Annotated in this window: 20 protein-coding genes; 5 read left to right on the forward strand and 15 right to left on the reverse strand. The window is 70.9% G+C overall.

The window, feature by feature from the left end; genetic code table 11:
* Positions 1 to 100 precede the first annotated feature (100 nt).
* Entirely contained in the window at positions 101 to 466 is a 366-nt protein-coding gene (locus tag AAHF99_RS04505) for a hypothetical protein (RefSeq protein ID WP_342162833.1), read from the reverse strand.
* A 230-nt stretch (positions 467 to 696) separates the two neighbouring features.
* Between AAHF99_RS04505 and AAHF99_RS04510 the strand changes: the two genes are divergently transcribed.
* Both AAHF99_RS04510 and AAHF99_RS04515 read left to right on the forward strand, forming a co-directional pair.
* Positions 697 to 933 (forward strand): hypothetical protein, encoded by a 237-nt coding sequence (locus tag AAHF99_RS04510; protein WP_007563940.1) that lies wholly within the window; start codon positions 697 to 699, stop codon positions 931 to 933.
* A 172-nt stretch (positions 934 to 1105) separates the two neighbouring features.
* Positions 1106 to 1345 (forward strand): hypothetical protein, encoded by a 240-nt coding sequence (locus tag AAHF99_RS04515; protein WP_007563942.1) that lies wholly within the window; start codon positions 1106 to 1108, stop codon positions 1343 to 1345.
* 213 nt (positions 1346 to 1558) lie between these two features.
* On the opposite strand, the gene AAHF99_RS04520 is transcribed toward AAHF99_RS04515, so the two are convergent.
* The 6 genes from AAHF99_RS04520 to AAHF99_RS04545 form a co-directional block, all read right to left on the reverse strand.
* Positions 1559 to 1822, reverse strand: a complete 264-nt coding sequence (locus AAHF99_RS04520) for a hypothetical protein (RefSeq protein ID WP_007563945.1) — start codon at positions 1820 to 1822, stop codon at positions 1559 to 1561.
* A gap of 99 nt (positions 1823 to 1921) precedes the next feature.
* Entirely contained in the window at positions 1922 to 3256 is a 1335-nt protein-coding gene (locus AAHF99_RS04525; protein WP_007563947.1) for an ATP-binding protein, read from the reverse strand.
* The gene (locus AAHF99_RS04530) at positions 3253 to 3999 is read right to left on the reverse strand and encodes a response regulator transcription factor (protein ID WP_007563949.1); all 747 of its coding nucleotides are present in this window, start codon (positions 3997 to 3999) and stop codon (positions 3253 to 3255) included. Before AAHF99_RS04530 ends, AAHF99_RS04525 begins: the two co-directional genes overlap by 4 nt.
* Positions 4000 to 4011: 12 nt before the next feature.
* Positions 4012 to 4698: a ZIP family metal transporter gene (locus AAHF99_RS04535; RefSeq protein WP_007563950.1), complete on the reverse strand. Its 687-nt coding sequence runs from the start codon at positions 4696 to 4698 to the stop codon at positions 4012 to 4014.
* A gap of 7 nt (positions 4699 to 4705) precedes the next feature.
* Positions 4706 to 5692: a cation diffusion facilitator family transporter gene (locus AAHF99_RS04540; protein WP_050735097.1), complete on the reverse strand. Its 987-nt coding sequence runs from the start codon at positions 5690 to 5692 to the stop codon at positions 4706 to 4708.
* A gap of 47 nt (positions 5693 to 5739) precedes the next feature.
* Positions 5740 to 6495 carry a cation transporter gene (locus tag AAHF99_RS04545; protein WP_050735098.1) on the reverse strand — a complete coding sequence of 252 codons (756 nt, stop codon included), beginning with the start codon at positions 6493 to 6495 and terminating at the stop codon, positions 5740 to 5742.
* 67 nt (positions 6496 to 6562) lie between these two features.
* On the opposite strand from AAHF99_RS04545, the gene AAHF99_RS04550 reads away from it, so the two are divergent.
* The gene (locus tag AAHF99_RS04550) at positions 6563 to 7108 is read left to right on the forward strand and encodes a MerR family transcriptional regulator (protein ID WP_007563954.1); all 546 of its coding nucleotides are present in this window, start codon (positions 6563 to 6565) and stop codon (positions 7106 to 7108) included.
* A 145-nt stretch (positions 7109 to 7253) separates the two neighbouring features.
* Here AAHF99_RS04550 and AAHF99_RS04555 read toward each other — a convergent pair whose 3' ends face one another.
* On the reverse strand, positions 7254 to 7679 hold the full coding sequence (locus AAHF99_RS04555) for a MerR family transcriptional regulator (protein ID WP_007563956.1): 426 nt from the start codon (positions 7677 to 7679) through the stop codon (positions 7254 to 7256).
* A 69-nt stretch (positions 7680 to 7748) separates the two neighbouring features.
* Here AAHF99_RS04555 and AAHF99_RS04560 point away from each other — a divergent pair, with 69 nt between their 5' ends.
* Together AAHF99_RS04560 and AAHF99_RS04565 are read left to right on the forward strand one after the other, a co-directional pair.
* Positions 7749 to 8171: a hypothetical protein gene (locus AAHF99_RS04560; RefSeq protein ID WP_007563959.1), complete on the forward strand. Its 423-nt coding sequence runs from the start codon at positions 7749 to 7751 to the stop codon at positions 8169 to 8171.
* Entirely contained in the window at positions 8171 to 8395 is a 225-nt protein-coding gene (locus tag AAHF99_RS04565) for a GDCCVxC domain-containing (seleno)protein (RefSeq protein WP_007563961.1), read from the forward strand. Before AAHF99_RS04560 ends, AAHF99_RS04565 begins: the two co-directional genes overlap by 1 nt.
* Before the next feature lie 129 nt (positions 8396 to 8524).
* Here the strand turns inward: AAHF99_RS04565 and AAHF99_RS04570 are convergent, their stop codons facing one another.
* The 7 genes from AAHF99_RS04570 to AAHF99_RS04600 all read right to left on the reverse strand — a co-directional run bounded on the left by AAHF99_RS04570 (position 8525) and on the right by AAHF99_RS04600 (position 14786).
* Complete coding sequence (locus tag AAHF99_RS04570) at positions 8525 to 8926, reverse strand: MerR family DNA-binding transcriptional regulator (protein ID WP_308445189.1); 402 nt, start codon at positions 8924 to 8926, stop codon at positions 8525 to 8527.
* 201 nt (positions 8927 to 9127) lie between these two features.
* On the reverse strand, positions 9128 to 10432 hold the full coding sequence (locus tag AAHF99_RS04575; protein ID WP_007563965.1) for an ABC transporter ATP-binding protein: 1305 nt from the start codon (positions 10430 to 10432) through the stop codon (positions 9128 to 9130).
* 66 nt (positions 10433 to 10498) lie between these two features.
* Positions 10499 to 11296, reverse strand: a complete 798-nt coding sequence (locus AAHF99_RS04580; protein WP_342162834.1) for a GNAT family N-acetyltransferase — start codon at positions 11294 to 11296, stop codon at positions 10499 to 10501.
* 121 nt (positions 11297 to 11417) lie between these two features.
* Entirely contained in the window at positions 11418 to 11945 is a 528-nt protein-coding gene (locus tag AAHF99_RS04585; protein WP_373320056.1) for a transglycosylase SLT domain-containing protein, read from the reverse strand.
* A gap of 182 nt (positions 11946 to 12127) precedes the next feature.
* Positions 12128 to 12838 (reverse strand): copper-binding protein, encoded by a 711-nt coding sequence (locus AAHF99_RS04590; protein WP_342162835.1) that lies wholly within the window; start codon positions 12836 to 12838, stop codon positions 12128 to 12130.
* Between the two features lie 75 nt (positions 12839 to 12913).
* A complete protein-coding gene (locus AAHF99_RS04595; protein ID WP_050735102.1) occupies positions 12914 to 13204 on the reverse strand; it encodes a copper-binding protein in 291 nt (96 codons plus the stop codon).
* Positions 13205 to 13367: 163 nt separating this feature from the next.
* Complete coding sequence (locus AAHF99_RS04600) at positions 13368 to 14786, reverse strand: multicopper oxidase family protein (protein ID WP_342162836.1); 1419 nt, start codon at positions 14784 to 14786, stop codon at positions 13368 to 13370.
* Between the last annotated feature and the right edge of the window lie 27 nt (positions 14787 to 14813).

A 14813-nucleotide genomic window follows, 5' to 3' on the forward strand; every position in this document is an offset into this window, starting at 1 on the left:
CGGGCGCCGTTCGGACGGACGCGGCAGTCCCGCTTCTGTGGCGTGAGGAGTGGCCCGGAGCGCGGGCTCCGGGTTCGGGACGCGCCTCTGCGGCGTCACCTCAGGCGCGGGGGGGCCTCGGCAGGCGGTCCGGCGAGACGGAGGAAACCGTCTGGCTCAAATGCGCATAGGCCAGCCGGGCGACCCCGAAGACCGGCTCCGAGAAGTCCGCCACGGCGGGTGCCGCCTGGTGGCAGCCACAATGGAGGTGGCAGGCCATGCCGGGGTCGGTCGCGCCGGTGTCGGGCGCGGCCTCAATGCTCGCGATCTCCGTGACGTGCCTGCCGCCGCCATCGTGGTACGCGACGTCGGCGGCGAGGCCGGCGGCGGGCGCGACGAGGGACAGGGCGAGCGCGAGCAGGCGTGCGGCGAACGCCCACCATCCCCGTGCCGCCCACCTGCGGCTATGCCCGCGTCCTGAACCCATCTCCGGCCTTATGCGCGATTTATCCCGGATCGGACAAGGCATCGTCCTGGCCTCTTGAACCCGGTCTGAACAGATTTTGTGGCCGCCATGCAAGGTCAGCCGCGGTCACGACGCGAAAGCGGCCAAGCCGTTTCTCGCTCGGCCGAGACGAATACCGGGCGAGGAAAATCCGGGAACGGTTTCGCGGGGGGCCGCATTCCCGGCCGACCGCGAAACATGGAGATCCTTGGATGAAGATCATGTTCGCCGCCGCCGCCGCGGCCGCCCTGGCCCTCGCGCCGGTCGGTGCGCTCGCCCAGCACGTGGACGTCGGCCCCGGCGGAGTCGGGGTTCACGGCGACGGCCACCGCCGCGATGTCGACCATACGCACACCACCGTCGAGGAGAACCATCGCGACCGGCCGGTCGTGCACGAACATCATGACGACCATCACGAGAAGACCGTCGTGGAAGAGCACCGCCACTGAGCGGCTGACATCGCGACGGGGCCGGGCCGGGGGCAGCGACGTCCGGCCCGGCCCCTCGCATTTCGAGGACGTCGGCGAACCTGGGGTGACGGCTTCCTGAACGACGGTCTCAGAACCTGTTCAACGGCCGCCGCGCAAACCGCCGCAATAGGAATCCCCGGAGGAGACAGCGATGCGACGGCACCTAGCAGGCTTGATGGCGGCGGCCATCCTCCTCGCGCCGGCCGCGGCCTCGGCCCAGTATTACGAGCGCGGCTACGGCTACGGCGAGCGGCGGCCGCACGACCATGTCGATGTCTACCGCCACGGCAACCATGACGACGTCGTGGTCCGGCACCATCACCCGCGCCGCGAGGATTACGGGCCGGGCCGGTTCGAGCGGCACCATCACCATCACGACTTCGACGACTGAGGTCGCCGCCTGGCGTCGAGAAGAGGTCGCCCGCACCGGCTCGCGCCGGTGCGGGCGCATCACGACGCGCGAGGGGTCGGCGCATCGTGAACGACGTGCCGAGCAGGCTCAGCGAGCGCGTAGCCGATCACCGCGGCCAGGAGCGCGAAGACGACGAGCAGGGGCAGCATCCGCATGTCCGCGCCTCCCGCCCCCGCGGCCTGCCCGGCGAGCTCACTTCTTGCCGGGCTTGTCGTGGCTGTGCCCGTGGGCATGCCCGTCGTTGTCCGAATGCGCCGGCTTGCCGTCGGGCCGCTTCTCACGGGCCTCGCTGACGCGCGGGTCGTCGCGATGGGCCGGGCCGCCCGACACGCCACCGGTGTTCGGGACGGCGCGCTCGGGGTTCGAGGCATTGCCGTGGCTGTCCACGGCGAAGGCGGACCCCGTGGCCGCGGCCAGCATCCCGGCGGCGAGGACGGCGGCGAGCGTGCGCTTCATCTGTCGGTCTCCTGTTCGGCGCCGACCGCGTCGGCCGCTTCGAAGTCCGAGATAGCCAAGCCGTTTGTCTCCGGGACGCCGCGTTCGTGACGAAGTGTGTCAGCCGCCGCGCCCAGCCCGGGGCACGCGGATCTCGGCCCGCAATCCGCCCTCCGGCCTCGTGGTCAGGATGAGCGTGCCTCCCTCCGCTTCCACGGCCCGCCGCGCGATGGTCAGGCCGAGTCCGGTCCCGCCGGTGTTTCGGTTGCGCGACCCCTCCAGGCGGGTGAAGGGCTCGAAGGCGCAGGCGACGTCGCATGCCGGGATGCCGGGCCCGTCGTCGTCGATGCGCAAGACCAGCGCTGTCTCTTCGGCCGCCAGGGCGATGCGCACCCGCGCGCCGTAGCGCACGCCGTTGTCCACGAGGTTCTCCAGCGCCCGCCGGAAGGCGACTGGGCGCACCGTCGCCAGGGCCCGGCCGGGTCCTCCGTATGCGACCGCCCGGCCGGCATCCGCGGAGGCGTCGGCGACCCCCATCAAAATGCTCGCGACGTTGGTGACCTGCCGCGGCTCCGGGTCGGCGTCGCCCCCCAGGTAGGCCAGCGTCGCGTCGACCATCGCCTGCATGTCGTCGAGGTCGGAGGCCATGGCGCGGCGCCCGGCCGGGTCCTCGACGTGGTCGAGGCGCAGGCGGAGCCGGGTGATGGGCGTTCGCAGGTCGTGGGACACGGCGGCGAGCGCCTGCGTCCGCTCGCCGACCAGCCGGTGGATGCGCTCCTGCATCGCGTTGAGGGCACGGCCGATCCCTCGGGTCTCGTCGGGACCAATCTCGGGAACCCGGACGGGGGCGCCGTGGCCGATCCGTCCGGTGGCCCGGGTCAGCTCCCGCAAGGGGCCGGCGATCCGATGCATCAAGACGACCGCGGCCACCCCGACGAGGATGGCCATGGCGGTGGCGAGCGAGGCCCAGGGCGCGACGGGGACGAGGCTCGGGGCGTGCGCGGACCGGAAGGTCAGCGCGCTCCCGTCCGGAAGCGGGATGATCCCGCGCAGGTCCTGCCGGTGGAGCGGCTCGTCCGGCGCCTCCAGGTTCAGGGCGAGCCCCGCCCCGAGGACCGGTTCGAGGGCGAGGAGGCGGTCGCGCAGGTCCCGGAGCGCGGGATCGGTCGCCCCCGGGGGGCGAGCCGGCGCTGGGGCGTCCCAGCCGATCTCGAAATGGTTCGACGAGAGGGCCTCGGCCTCGTCAGCCCGCTCCTCCGGCGGGCGCCGCGACACGGCCTCGCGCGCGATGACGAGTTGGCGGGCGACCTCGGTGGCGAAGGCCTCGTCGGCGGCGGCCGCCGCCGAGAGGCGGTAGATCGCCAGCGCGCCGCCATGGACGAGGAGCACGGCCAGGAGCAGGACGACGACGGTGCGCCCCTCCAGGCTGCGGGCGAGGCCGAGGACGCCCCTCATGCCCGCTCGACCTTGGCGGCCAGCATGTAGCCGGTGCCCCGCACCGTCTTGATGACGGCGGCCGTCCCCGCGGGCGGTTCGAGCTTGCGCCGCAGCCGGCTGACCAGGGTGTCGACGCTGCGGTCCGACGGCGCGGAGAGGCGCCCGCGGCCCATCTCCAGGATCTGCTCGCGGCCGAGCACCCGGCCCGGGTGTTCCAGGAACACCAGCAGCAGGTCGTGCTCGGCGCCCGACAGGTCGACGGCGGCGCCTTCGGGATCGGTCAGGGCGCGGCTGCGCAGGTCGAGCCGCCAGCCGGCGAAGGCGAGGGATTCCGGCCGCGACGCCGCGCTCGGCACCGGCGCGAGCGCCGACCGGCGGAGCACCGCCCGGATCCGGGCGAGGAGTTCTGGGCGTCCGAACGGCTTGGCGACGTAGTCGTCGGCGCCCAGTTCCAGGCCGAGCACCCGGTCCGCCTCCTCGTTGCGGGCGCTCAGCATGATGACCGGGACGGTGCCCTTCGCCCGCAGGGCCCTGAGCAGGTCGAACCCGGACGCGCCCGGCAGCATGACGTCGAGGAGGACGAGGTCAACCGGCGTGTCGGGCAGGAGCGACCACATCTCGGCGCCGCCGCGGCAGCCCGTGACCCGGAAGCCGCTCTCCCGCAGGATGCGGCCGACGAGCACGCGCATGCCGTCGTCGTCCTCGACGAGCAGGATGTGGGCCTCGTCCGGGAGGGACCTGGTTTCGCCCGCGGCAAGCATTCCGGATACAGCCTAGCCGATCATCCCGTCGAGCAGGAGCAGCAGCAGGAAGCCCGCGAAGAACATCGCCGTCACCCAGGGGCGGTCCTCGGTCTCGTGCGCCTCGATGAGGAGTTCCTCGGTCACGAGGTACAGCAAGGCGATCAGGCCGAAGGAGAGGAAGCCGGCCTGGACGGCGGCGGGCAGCGAGCCGACGGGCCCGCCGAGCAGGGCTCCGAGCGGGAGCAGCAGCACGAGGGCGGCCGTCAGGCCGACCACCTTGCCCTTCGACGCGCCGCCCTCGCCGAGTTCGTTCGCCACGGTTAGTCCCAGGAACAGCACCTCGATGGTCAGCGCGACGGTGAGCAGGATGCCGGCCTTCGCCCCGGCCGCGAAGGCGATGCCGAGGACGAGGCCGTCCACCAGGATGTCGATGCCGGTGACCGACATCAGCCCGGCCGGCCCCTTCACCCGCTTCTCCAGGATACGGACGAGGAGCATCGCGGCGACGCCGAGCGCGCCCCCGACCAGCATGGCCCAGGGCGATCCGGCATGCTTGACGTCGGGCAGGATCTCGCCCGCGGCCGCCGCGAAGACGACGCCCGCGGCGAAGTGCTGGATGGCGCTGACCAGGACGGGGCCCGGCCGCAGGTTGACCGCCACCGCCGCGCCGACGACGGCGGCCGCGGCGGGGATCAGGGTATAGGACCAGGCTTGCATGCCGCGCTCAGACCACGTGGTCCGGAGCCAGGGCGCAGGCGGTGGCCTCGCTCGTCTCCACCTGGAGGGTCGTGTGGCTGATGCCGAACCGCTCCCTGATGCCGGTGGCCGCCGCCATCAGGAAGGCGTCGTCGGGACGGCCGCCGGGCATGAGGAGGTGCGCCGTGAGGCAGGTGTCCGTGGTGCTCATCGCCCAGATGTGCAGGTCGTGCAGGGCCGCGACGCCGGGCAGCCCTTCGAGGTGGCGGCGTACGGCGACCGGGTCGATGCCCGGCGGGACGGCGGCGAGGGACAGCGTAAGACTGTCTCGCAGGAGCCCCCACGTGCTCCAGACGATGACGGCCACGATGGCGAGGCTCACCACCGGATCGAGCCACGTCCATCCGGTGTAGAGGATGACGAGGCCGGCGATGACCACCCCGGCCGAGACGGCGGCGTCGGCCGCCATGTGCAGGAACGCCCCGCGGATGTTGATGTCGCCCTTGGCCCCGGAGGCGAACAGCCACGCGGTGATGCCGTTCACCAGGATGCCGATTGCGGCCACGACCATCACGGTCTTGCCTGCGACCGGGACGGGCTCACCGAACCTCTGGATCGCCTCCCACGCGATGGCGCCGACGGCGACCAGCAGGAACACGGCGTTGAAAAGGGCCGCCAGGATCGACGAGGCCTTCATCCCATAGGTAAACCGCGCGCTCGGGGCCCGCCTGGCCAGCACCGTCGCGATCCAGGCCACGATGAGGCCGAGCACGTCCGAGAGGTTGTGGCCGGCATCGGCGAGCAGGGCCACCGAGTTCGCCAGGACCCCGTAGGTCGCCTCGACGGCCACGAAGCCGACGTTGAGCGCGATGCCGATGGCGAATGCCGTCCCGAAGCTTGCGGGGGCATGGCTGTGCCCTGGCCCATGGGAATGCCCGGCATGGTCGTGACCCGCCTCGCCGTCGTGGTCATGCGATCCGTGATCATGTCCTGCGCGTGCGTCGTGTGATGTCATGGTCGTCCCTGTATCCGTCTTGGTCTGTACGCGGATCGGTGCGCGCCTTATCCGGACGCCGCGGTTCGCGTCGTGACGGCGCCTTCGCGATACTCCGCCCAGGCCTGCCGCAGGATCTGCACCGACGAGGTCAGGAAGATGCCGGCCATCACCGCCGCGACGGCGAGGTCGGGCCAGGCCGACGCGGAACCCCAGACACCGAGCGCAGCCACCATCACCACGACGTTGCCGATGGCGTCGTTGCGCGAGCACAGCCAGACCGAGCGCACGTTGGCGTCGCCGTCCTTGTAGGGGCGCAGCAGCAGTACCGAGCCGAGGTTGGCTGCCAGGGCCATCAGCCCGATGACGCCCATGACCTCGGCCTTGGGCACCCCGAGCACCAGGACGTGGTAGGCAGTCGAGCCAAAGACCCAGACTGCCATCACGCTGAGGGACAGCCCCTTGGCGAGCGCCGCCGTGGCCCGAGCCCTGAGGGACGCTCCGATGACCGCGAGGCTCAGGCCGTAGGTGACCGTGTCGCCCAGGAAGTCGAGGGCGTCGGCCTGGAGCGCCTGCGAGCCGGCAAGGTGCCCGGCGGCCATCTCGGTCAGGAACATGGCGCCGTTGACGGCGATGACCGTCCACAGCACGCGCTTGTAGCGCGGGTCGACCCCGTCGAAGACGGGCACGCCCCCAGAGCAGCCGCAGGCATCCCCCGTGCCGCAATCGCCCCCCGCGACGACCTGCGGCGGCGCCGCCGGATGCGCACGTTCCGCCCTCGATGCCTGACAGCCAACGGTCGAGCCGCAGCACTCCTTGGCCATGACGCCTCCTTTCCAAGTCGTGGACGACTGCCTACTTCCTCCAGCGACTAGAGGAGCAAGCGGAAAAATGGAGCTGTCGATAGGCGAGCTGTCGCGGCGTACCGGCGTGCTCGCCACGACCATCCGCTACTACGAGACGGCCGACTTGATGCCGCCGCCGCCGCGGACGGAAGGCGGCCGCCGCCGCTATGGGCGGGCTGACATCGAGCGCCTGGCCTTCATCCGCCACGCGCGCGAGCTCGGCTTCGAGGTGGACGCCATCCGTGAGTTACTGGCGCTGGCCGCCCAGCCCGACCGCTCCTGCGCCGAGGTCGACAAGATCGCCCGGCGTCACATGGCCGAGGTCGAGCGCCGCATCGAGCGGCTCATGGCCCTGAAGGGCGAGCTCGCCCGCATGACCGACGCGTGCGGCCAAGGCCGGGTCGGCGAGTGCCGTGTCATCGAGGTCCTCTCGGACCATGCCTGCTGCGAGGATGAGGGCCACCGCGCTACCCGGAGCCGGCGTCCCACAAGGCCGGAAGCGAAGCAGGGAGCCCGGCCCCGGAGCGCATCGTCGTCGACATTCGATCAGGAAGACGACATGATATTTCGGGAGGGCCGGGCTCAGCCGTGATTGGGACTTCCGAACATTCGAGGTTTGAAGCAACCGAATGCCAGGACCGCTTCCTGTAACCGCTCTGGTTCGCGGCCGGAGCGGACCGACGGTGGGGGCCTCTGGGTCTACCGAGGATGCAGGCGTCGGATGGGTGCTCCGAAGCTCACTCGGCGGGGTCGATCATATCGAGCACCGGGCATCCAGGAGCCGCCCCACCGGGGCACTGCTCGATGGTTTCGGCCAGGAGACGTTCGAGCCTTGACAGGTCCGCGATCTTCGCACGCACCCGGTCAAGGTGGTGCCTCGCGATCCCCTGTCCCTCGCGGCAGGTTGCCTTACCAGGCCGACGCAGTTCGAGCAGCGCCCGAACCTCGTTCGGCGTGAAGCCAAGTTCGCGTCCGCGACGGATGAAGGCCAGGGTGCGCTCGTGCTCGACGCCGTAGGACCGATGGCCACCCTCGGTGCGCGGGGGCGAAGGGAGTAGGCCGACCTTCTCGAAGTACCGGATGTTCTCGATGTTGACGCCGGTCCGCAGCGACAATTGACCGATGGTCAGGGCCCCGCTTCGCGCCCCCTTAGCCGTACCCATGAAGATCGCCCTTGATCCTGTAGTGGCTACAGGATGCAGGGTAGCCGAGGATCACGATGGATACGAGACATGACCCTCGATCAGACACCGCCTGCCGAACGACCCGTCCACGAACCGGCCGCGGTCAGCGTTGGCAGCATCGCTGCGCTCGGCGCCATCACGGGGCTCGGTGCCCTGGCGGCATCGTCGTGCTGCGTGCTGCCCATAGTCTTGGGCGGCCTCGGGATCGGTGCTGGGGTCTTCACGGTCCTCGGCGTGCTCGCCTCTCTTCGCACGCCGCTGATGCTCGTCAGCGTCCTGGCGGTCATCGCCGGCTGGTTCTTCTACGCGCGGCGGCGACGGGCTGCTTGCGGGCCGGATGGATCATGCCCAGCTCCGCGTCGGTCATCCGCCCCCCTGGTGCTTCTCAGCCTCGCCACGCTGTTCATCGCCGCCGCTGCGGCCGGGAGCTACTTTGAGCCCGCCCTGATCAAGATGCTGCGGACAGCCTGATGAAGCTGATCTCGATCCTGACCTGTCCGCATTGTGGGCACCGGGCTTCGGAAACGATGCCGACCGACGCCTGCCAGTTCTTCTACGAATGCCCTGGCTGCGGCACTCTGCTCCGCCCGAAGAAGGGCGATTGCTGTGTATTCTGCTCGTACGGCGATGTCCCGTGCCCGCCGATCCAGGAAGCTCAGGAACGAAATGAACCGGCGAGCTGCTGCAAGGGCTGAGCAGCCATACTGTTTAGCTCCATCACGCCCACCCGGTGAGTGGCGCTGCGCCAAAACCGAGGTCGGCTTGCGCAAACCCATCCGAACGCCGTGCGGGTCGCCTGATGCAAAGCGTCCCAGTCTGGCGCGCTAAGGACAAAAACACTGCCGGCGCAGCAGCCAGAAACCTGCCCAGAATCGTAGGATTGTGAACGTGGCGCACGCGCGCCCCATGGCAGCCAGCGGCGGCGCGACTATCGACGGATGCCGCGCGTGCACGAACCGCAGCCTGCGCACCTCGTCCTCGGCGTAAACCCGAAGGCCCGACACCGACCGGGTCGGTGTCGGGATCAGGCCCGTCCGCACGTAGTAGCGGATCATCTTGGGCGAGATCCCGCAGGCGCGTGCCACCTCCCCGATCCTCATCGCCCCACTCCTAGTTCCGTCGAGGCACGTCGGCGCACCCGGATGAGTCTGGACGCCGCGACCGACCCGGCCCCGCGACCGCTTCGCTCGGCTCGAACGCCGGTGTGATCCGGAGCGTGCTCGCATCGCCGCCGGCCGAGCCGCGCCGGACGGCCTTAGGGCACGCGACGTCGCCGTGGCCGGAAGCACCGACGGTGGAGCCCCGAGGGCCGCGGTCGCCTTCGCTACCGGGGGCGGCCGCGCCAGGACCTCGTATGGTGCGGGCCCCGGGAGGCGGAGCGGGGGGAGGCCGCGGTCGGGGAACGGCACAGGTTGGGCGCCCGTCGGCTAGGCCGCCTCCCGTGCCGAAACCGACCTCGTGATGCCTGGCTGAACGGCAGCCGGAAGGTCGACGGCCCGCGTGACCTCGGCGAAGCGCGCCGCCGCGTCCGACCAATCCTGGGCGAAATCGAACAGCTCCCTGAGGGCGGGCGCGATCTCCTTGTAGGCCGCGAGCGCCGCCACCAGGGCGCCGAGCGTGAGGCGGCCTTGCACGACGAGATAGCCGCCGATCAGGAAGAAGAAGAACGGCGTGAGGTTGGACGTGTAATTGTACAGGCTCTTGATGCCGCCCTTCATGTCGTTGATGGCGACGCGGAGCCGCTCAAGCTCCTCGACGTGCGCCATGTGGCGCCGCAACGACGAGGCGGATGCATCGCGCTCCGCCGCGGAAGGGGCGAGGCCCGGACGCCCGGCGACCTCGGGCGTGGTGACGAGGGCGCCCAGCGTCCGCGTGGCGAGGACGCGCTGCCGGACCTTCGCGTTCAGACGCCTTTGGAGGCGCGGCAGGACCGTAAGCTGCACCGGCAGCATGATCAGCGCGGCGAAGGCAAGGGCGACGTCCTGGAGCAGGAGGAAGGCGACGCTCGTGACCAGCACGCCCCCCTGCACGATGGGGACCGCGACGAGGCTGCCGCCGAAGTAGCCGATGGGCTCGACTTCCTGGACCGCCACGGCGGAGAGCGTCGTGCGGCGTTCGACCGAGCGCTCCGTCCGCACGCGCCGCAGGACGGCCAGGCGCAGGCGTCGCACGACCCGCTCGTTGACGCGTCCGCGGACCCGGTTCGCCGCGTACTTCAGGAGGCCGTTCACGGTGAGGACGGCGAGGTAGCCGGCGCACAGGGCGAACAGGAGTTCCGTGCGGCCGAGGGGGAGTCCCAGGAACGTCATGCCGGGATGCCCGTCGCCCCGCGCGTCGTCGAGCGTGTGGTTGACGATGTGCTTGGGTATCTCAAGGGTCAGCCAGGCGGCCGGCAGCGTGGCGAGAGACAGGAAGACCAAGCGGACCTGGATGCCCGCCGTGGCACCCAGGACGTATGCCTCCAGGCGCCGTCCCGGCCGGAGCGCGAAGCCGCGATGCCGACGGCCACGGGACGGGGCGTCCCGCAGGGCATCGGTGGCTCCCGCCGCGGCGACAGCATCCGCCGTCCGCCGACGGCGGCGCAGCGCGGCGCGGCCGACGAGCCACGCGGTCCACACAGGCGCCACGACGAAGACGAGGAGGGCATCGGCGACGATCCACCAGTGGCCGTGTGGGTAGTCGAGGCCCGTGAGCCTGTGGGCGAGGGCGTGGATGGCTTCGATTGCCGTCACGGGGCGGATCGGTCCGAATGTCCGGGAGGGGAGGGCGCGCTTCGCGGCCCGGCGTGATTGATGGGCTCAGTCGGCATCCGGCGGCTCCGCCTCTCGTGCGTCCACCTCCGACTGGATGCCGTCCCCTGGGTGAGCGCCGTAGCCCTCGTCCCGCAGCGTGGCGCGCGCGCCGCGACCCACGGCCCCCGCCCGCGGTTCGAATCGGACGGTTCGGAACGTCCCGAAGGCGAACTGGCGTCTCGTGCGGATCGAACAGGGTCTGAAGCCCGCCCGTTCGACCGCCTTGAGGGAGGCGGCGTTGTCGGCGTCGACGAAGGCCACCAAGTGTCCCTTGCCCAGTGACCGGGCGCGTTCGGCGATCAGGTACACGGCGGCGGCCATGGCGCCCAGGCCGCGGAAGCCCTTCGGCGTGAAGGCGTTCTCCAGCATGGCCTCGTCGGCTGCCAGAACCGGCAGGGCCCCGGACCGACGGACCGCGTCGCCGTAACCCGGGTCGGTGAGCCACTGGACGTGGCACGGGCGGCCCGACCTGACCTCTTCGAGCACGTAGCAGCGGCTCGGCAGGACGCCGTGCGCGGCGGCACGCAATCGCCACTCGACGTCATCGCGTTCGCGTTTCGCCGCCTCGTCGCCGCCGGAGGGGAAGAGGGCCGCGAGGTCGTCCGGCCGGAAGTCGCGCAATCGCACCGGGATTTTGGCGACCGGCGGTTCGATGGCGACCGACAGGTTCCGCCCAAAACCTATCGAGACCCGCCTGGAGTAGGGGCCCAGGGCGATGCGCCGGGCCACCCTGGCGCGCAGCATCGCCAAGCCATCGCCGAGGGAGCCGTCGCCGCGCGCGTGCGGGTAAGGCTTGAACGTCATGCCGAGCCTCCCTCCATTCGCCGCCGGCGCACCAGGGCGGCCATGCGTCGACGCGCACGGGTGACCGGCGCCTTCCGGCGCACCCAGGGGAGCGGCGGGAGCGCCGCCCATTCGGGCCGCATCAGCCGCCCTCCATGATCCGGGCGGTCCGGATCTCGACGGCCCGGACGCGCGCGACGTGCGCGGCCCAGAACCGGTTCGCGAGGAACATGACGGCCGTCGGCGCCGCGCGGGTTTTCGATGCGGATGTCCGCGGGATGCCGGGACCGGCCGTCGCCGCGACCGCCGCGAGCGGCGACCCCATGGCGGCCAGCCGGTCGTGGGCGCGCCGGCAGTGATCGACGGAGTGCGGCGTCATGCGCTCCTCGCCGTGGCCGGCACGATACTTGGCCAGGGCACGGCAGACATCGCCGCCCGCGAGGCTCCAGGCCCGTGCGAGGTAGGCGACGCCGAAGCGGATGTTCGTGGCAGGGTCGAGAAGTTCCGCGGCCGGCCCGCGATGACCGAGCATCGCCGCCGTGGCCGGCCGGACCTGCATCAACCCGAGTTCGCCGACCGTTCCGACCGCCCCGGCGTCGTAGCCGCTCTCGACGAACGCGACCGCCTCGGCGAGCGCGGGCGGGACCCCGCGTGCCGTCGCCTCCCGCATGAGGAGTTCGCCATAGGCGGTGCGACCGCGGGCCTTGGCGTTCCCGGGGGCCGTGGCCGTCGCGGATGGTCCCGCGGTGCCCTCCGCCGCGGCCGCCCCGGCGCCGGCAACGGCGGCGAGGCCGAGGAGGACGCCCAGGGCGCGAGGTGCCGCCGGGCGTGGGACGTTCCGGCCGTATCCCACTACTTGGCTTTCTGGATGCGGGTGACGGCGATCGAACCGTTCACGCGGTCGGCCGAGAACCGCACCCGCTCGCCGGGCCTCAGGCCCTTGAGCATGGCCGGGTCCTGGACCTTGTAGGCCATCGTCATCGCGTCCATCCCGATGTTCGGGATGGTCTCGTGGTCGAGGGTCACCTTGCCCGCGGCGTCGTCGACCTTCTTGACGGTTCCGGCGACGAGCGGGGCGTTCGACGGCGTCGCCTGCGGAACCGGCTGCGGGGCCGCCTTCTCCGCGGGGGGCGTTTCCGGCTGACCCTGGGCCGGGTCGCCCTTCGCTCGACGGTCCAACGGTCCCTCGCCCGACGGCGTCTGGTTCGGCTGCGGCCGGTAGCCGGCCTCGCGGCTGCGGACCTGCCACTGCTTCAGGGCGTCGATCTTGGCCTGCTGCTCGTCCTGGATCTTCTGCGCGAGCTCGCGCAGCTGCCGGTCACCGCCGTAGTCGAGCTGCGTCTTGGCCAGGAACAACGTCTCCTCGTAGCTGGCGATCAGCAGCTCCGCGAAGTCCCGGTCCGGGTCGCCGGTCAGCTTCGTGTCCCGGAAACGGTTCGACATCGTTTCGCGCGCCCGCTCCAGGGCTGCGGGCGCGCCCTTGGCGGGCTGCGCGCCGGCGTGCTGCGGGATCGGGGCGACGAGCGCGGCCGCGAGCGCGGTGGACAGGATCAGGCGTCGCATGGTTGCTCCATCTCAGGGCTCCGAAGCCCTCGCGCGGGACCGGGCGGAAGCCGCACGGGGCTTCCCTCCAGGGCGCTACTTCGTCTTCTGGATCTTCGTGACGGTGTACGCGCCGCCGGCCTCCGCGACGTCGAAATCGACCTTGTCGCCGGCCTTCAGATCCTTGAGCATCGCGGGATCCTTGACGGGGTACGCCATCGTCATCGCATCCATGTCGAGCTTCGGGATCGCCGCGTGGTCGAGCGTGACCTTGCCCGCGGCCGGGTCTACCTTCGTCACCGTCCCCTTCACGGACTGCGCCCATGCAGGCGCCGCGACCGCCAGGAAGGCCGCCGAAAGGACGGCGAGCGGGAACTTGCTTCTCATGGTTTCTTCTCCTCAGGTCGATTGAACCGCCACGCCGGCGCCGTTGAGGGGATCGGCGACCGGCGCGGCGGACTTCGGACGGGATCGCTCCCGTTCCGAACGGGTTCGCCTGCCTCGCTCGTGGCGATTCCGGCAGGCCGTCTGGCGCGTTGTGGGCGTCCGCCTAGTGCTCGTGGCCGCCCGCGTTCGAGGCCGTGCGGCGCGTCCGCGGATCGACGACCCGCAGGTCGGTCTGCCGGGCGCGCCGGGCCTTCGGGGTGTCCGGGGCGCGGGCCGGCTCCGGCATCGGCTCGCCGGTCCACTCGTATGCGAGGGTGCCTTCCGGATGCCTGTACCAACCGGGGTCGCGGTAATCGTCGGCCGCCAGTCCCGGACGGACCTTCAGGACCGTGAACATCCCGCCCATCTCGACCGACCCGAACGGGCCCGCGCCGGTCATCATGGGCAGCGTGTTCTCGGGCAGCGGCATCTCCATCTCGGACATCATGCCACCGCCCGTCGAACCCATCGGCATGTAACCTGGGGCGATCTTCTGGATCTGCTTGGCCGTGCTCTTCAGGTTCACGCCGATGTAGGTCCGCACGTTGTGGCCCATGGCGTTCATGGTGTGGTGCGACTTGTGGCAGTGGATCGCCCAGTCGCCCGGGTTGTCGGCGTTGAACTCGATGGCCCGCATCTGCCCGACCGCGACGTCGACCGACACCTCCGGCAACTGATAGTTTTCGTTGATCCAGCCGCCGTCCGTGCCGGTGACCTTGAAGTCGACGCCGTGGACGTGGATCGGGTGGTTGGTCATGGTCAGGTTGCCGAAGCGCATCCGGACCTTGTCGCCCTGGCGCGCGACCATCGGATCGATGCCCGGCCACACCCGGCTGTTGAAGCACCACATGTTCATGTTGAGCATCGTGTTGACCTTGGGCACATAGGACCCGGCCTCGATGTCGTAGGCGTTCAGCAGCCAGACGAAGTCGCGGTCGACCCGCCGCTCGGCCGGATCGCGCGGATGCACGACGAAGAAGCCCATCATGCCCATCGCCATCTGGACCATCTCGTCCGAGTGCGGGTGGTACATGAAGGTGCCGGAGCGCCGGAGGATGAACTCGTAGACGAACGTCTTGCCCGGCGGGATGCCGGGTTGGGTCAGGCCGGCGACCCCGTCCATGCCGTTGGGCAGCGTCTGCCCGTGCCAGTGCACGGCGGTCGCCTCCGGCAGGCGGTTGGTGACGAAGATGCGGACCTTGTCGCCCTCGACCGCCTCGATGGTCGGTCCCGGCGACTGGCCGTTGTAGCCCCAGAGCCGCGCGTCCATGCCGGGCGCCATCTCGCGCACGACCGGCTCGGCGATGAGGTGGAACTCCTTCCAGTCGCCGCGCATGCGCCACGGCAGCGTCCAGCCGTTGAGCGTCACCACCGGCTGGTAGTCCGGCCCGCTCGTCGGATAGAGCGGGGGCTGCATGGTCGCCTTGTCCATGATCGGGGCTTCCGGAAGCCCGGCGGCCTGGACGCGCCCGCTGATCATGGAGGTGCCGGCGAGCACGAGGCCGCCCGCACCCAGGATCCCCCTGCGCGAAATGTCTGTCATGGTTTCCCTCCGAATGTCATGGGCGGT

Source organism: Methylobacterium litchii, assembly GCF_038442315.1.
Taxonomy (GTDB): Bacteria; Pseudomonadota; Alphaproteobacteria; order Rhizobiales; family Beijerinckiaceae; genus Methylobacterium; species Methylobacterium litchii.

What these genes read in the sequence shown, in the direction of transcription:
- AAHF99_RS04505 (WP_342162833.1), bottom strand. Translation starts at nt 466, where the DNA reads ATGGGTTCAGGACGCGGGCATAGCCGCAGGTGGGCGGCACGGGGATGG.
- AAHF99_RS04510 (WP_007563940.1), top strand. Translation starts at nt 697, where the DNA reads ATGAAGATCATGTTCGCCGCCGCCGCCGCGGCCGCCCTGGCCCTCGCG.
- AAHF99_RS04515 (WP_007563942.1), top strand. Translation starts at nt 1,106, where the DNA reads ATGCGACGGCACCTAGCAGGCTTGATGGCGGCGGCCATCCTCCTCGCG.
- AAHF99_RS04520 (WP_007563945.1), bottom strand. Translation starts at nt 1,822, where the DNA reads ATGAAGCGCACGCTCGCCGCCGTCCTCGCCGCCGGGATGCTGGCCGCG.
- AAHF99_RS04525 (WP_007563947.1), bottom strand. Translation starts at nt 3,256, where the DNA reads ATGAGGGGCGTCCTCGGCCTCGCCCGCAGCCTGGAGGGGCGCACCGTC.
- AAHF99_RS04530 (WP_007563949.1), bottom strand. Translation starts at nt 3,999, where the DNA reads ATGCTTGCCGCGGGCGAAACCAGGTCCCTCCCGGACGAGGCCCACATC.
- AAHF99_RS04535 (WP_007563950.1), bottom strand. Translation starts at nt 4,698, where the DNA reads ATGCAAGCCTGGTCCTATACCCTGATCCCCGCCGCGGCCGCCGTCGTC.
- AAHF99_RS04540 (WP_050735097.1), bottom strand. Translation starts at nt 5,692, where the DNA reads ATGACATCACACGACGCACGCGCAGGACATGATCACGGATCGCATGAC.
- AAHF99_RS04545 (WP_050735098.1), bottom strand. Translation starts at nt 6,495, where the DNA reads ATGGCCAAGGAGTGCTGCGGCTCGACCGTTGGCTGTCAGGCATCGAGG.
- AAHF99_RS04550 (WP_007563954.1), top strand. Translation starts at nt 6,563, where the DNA reads ATGGAGCTGTCGATAGGCGAGCTGTCGCGGCGTACCGGCGTGCTCGCC.
- AAHF99_RS04555 (WP_007563956.1), bottom strand. Translation starts at nt 7,679, where the DNA reads ATGGGTACGGCTAAGGGGGCGCGAAGCGGGGCCCTGACCATCGGTCAA.
- AAHF99_RS04560 (WP_007563959.1), top strand. Translation starts at nt 7,749, where the DNA reads ATGACCCTCGATCAGACACCGCCTGCCGAACGACCCGTCCACGAACCG.
- AAHF99_RS04565 (WP_007563961.1), top strand. Translation starts at nt 8,171, where the DNA reads ATGAAGCTGATCTCGATCCTGACCTGTCCGCATTGTGGGCACCGGGCT.
- AAHF99_RS04570 (WP_308445189.1), bottom strand. Translation starts at nt 8,926, where the DNA reads ATGCGAGCACGCTCCGGATCACACCGGCGTTCGAGCCGAGCGAAGCGG.
- AAHF99_RS04580 (WP_342162834.1), bottom strand. Translation starts at nt 11,296, where the DNA reads ATGACGTTCAAGCCTTACCCGCACGCGCGCGGCGACGGCTCCCTCGGC.
- AAHF99_RS04585 (WP_373320056.1), bottom strand. Translation starts at nt 11,945, where the DNA reads ATGCGGGAGGCGACGGCACGCGGGGTCCCGCCCGCGCTCGCCGAGGCG.
- AAHF99_RS04590 (WP_342162835.1), bottom strand. Translation starts at nt 12,838, where the DNA reads ATGCGACGCCTGATCCTGTCCACCGCGCTCGCGGCCGCGCTCGTCGCC.
- AAHF99_RS04595 (WP_050735102.1), bottom strand. Translation starts at nt 13,204, where the DNA reads ATGAGAAGCAAGTTCCCGCTCGCCGTCCTTTCGGCGGCCTTCCTGGCG.
- AAHF99_RS04600 (WP_342162836.1), bottom strand. Translation starts at nt 14,786, where the DNA reads ATGACAGACATTTCGCGCAGGGGGATCCTGGGTGCGGGCGGCCTCGTG.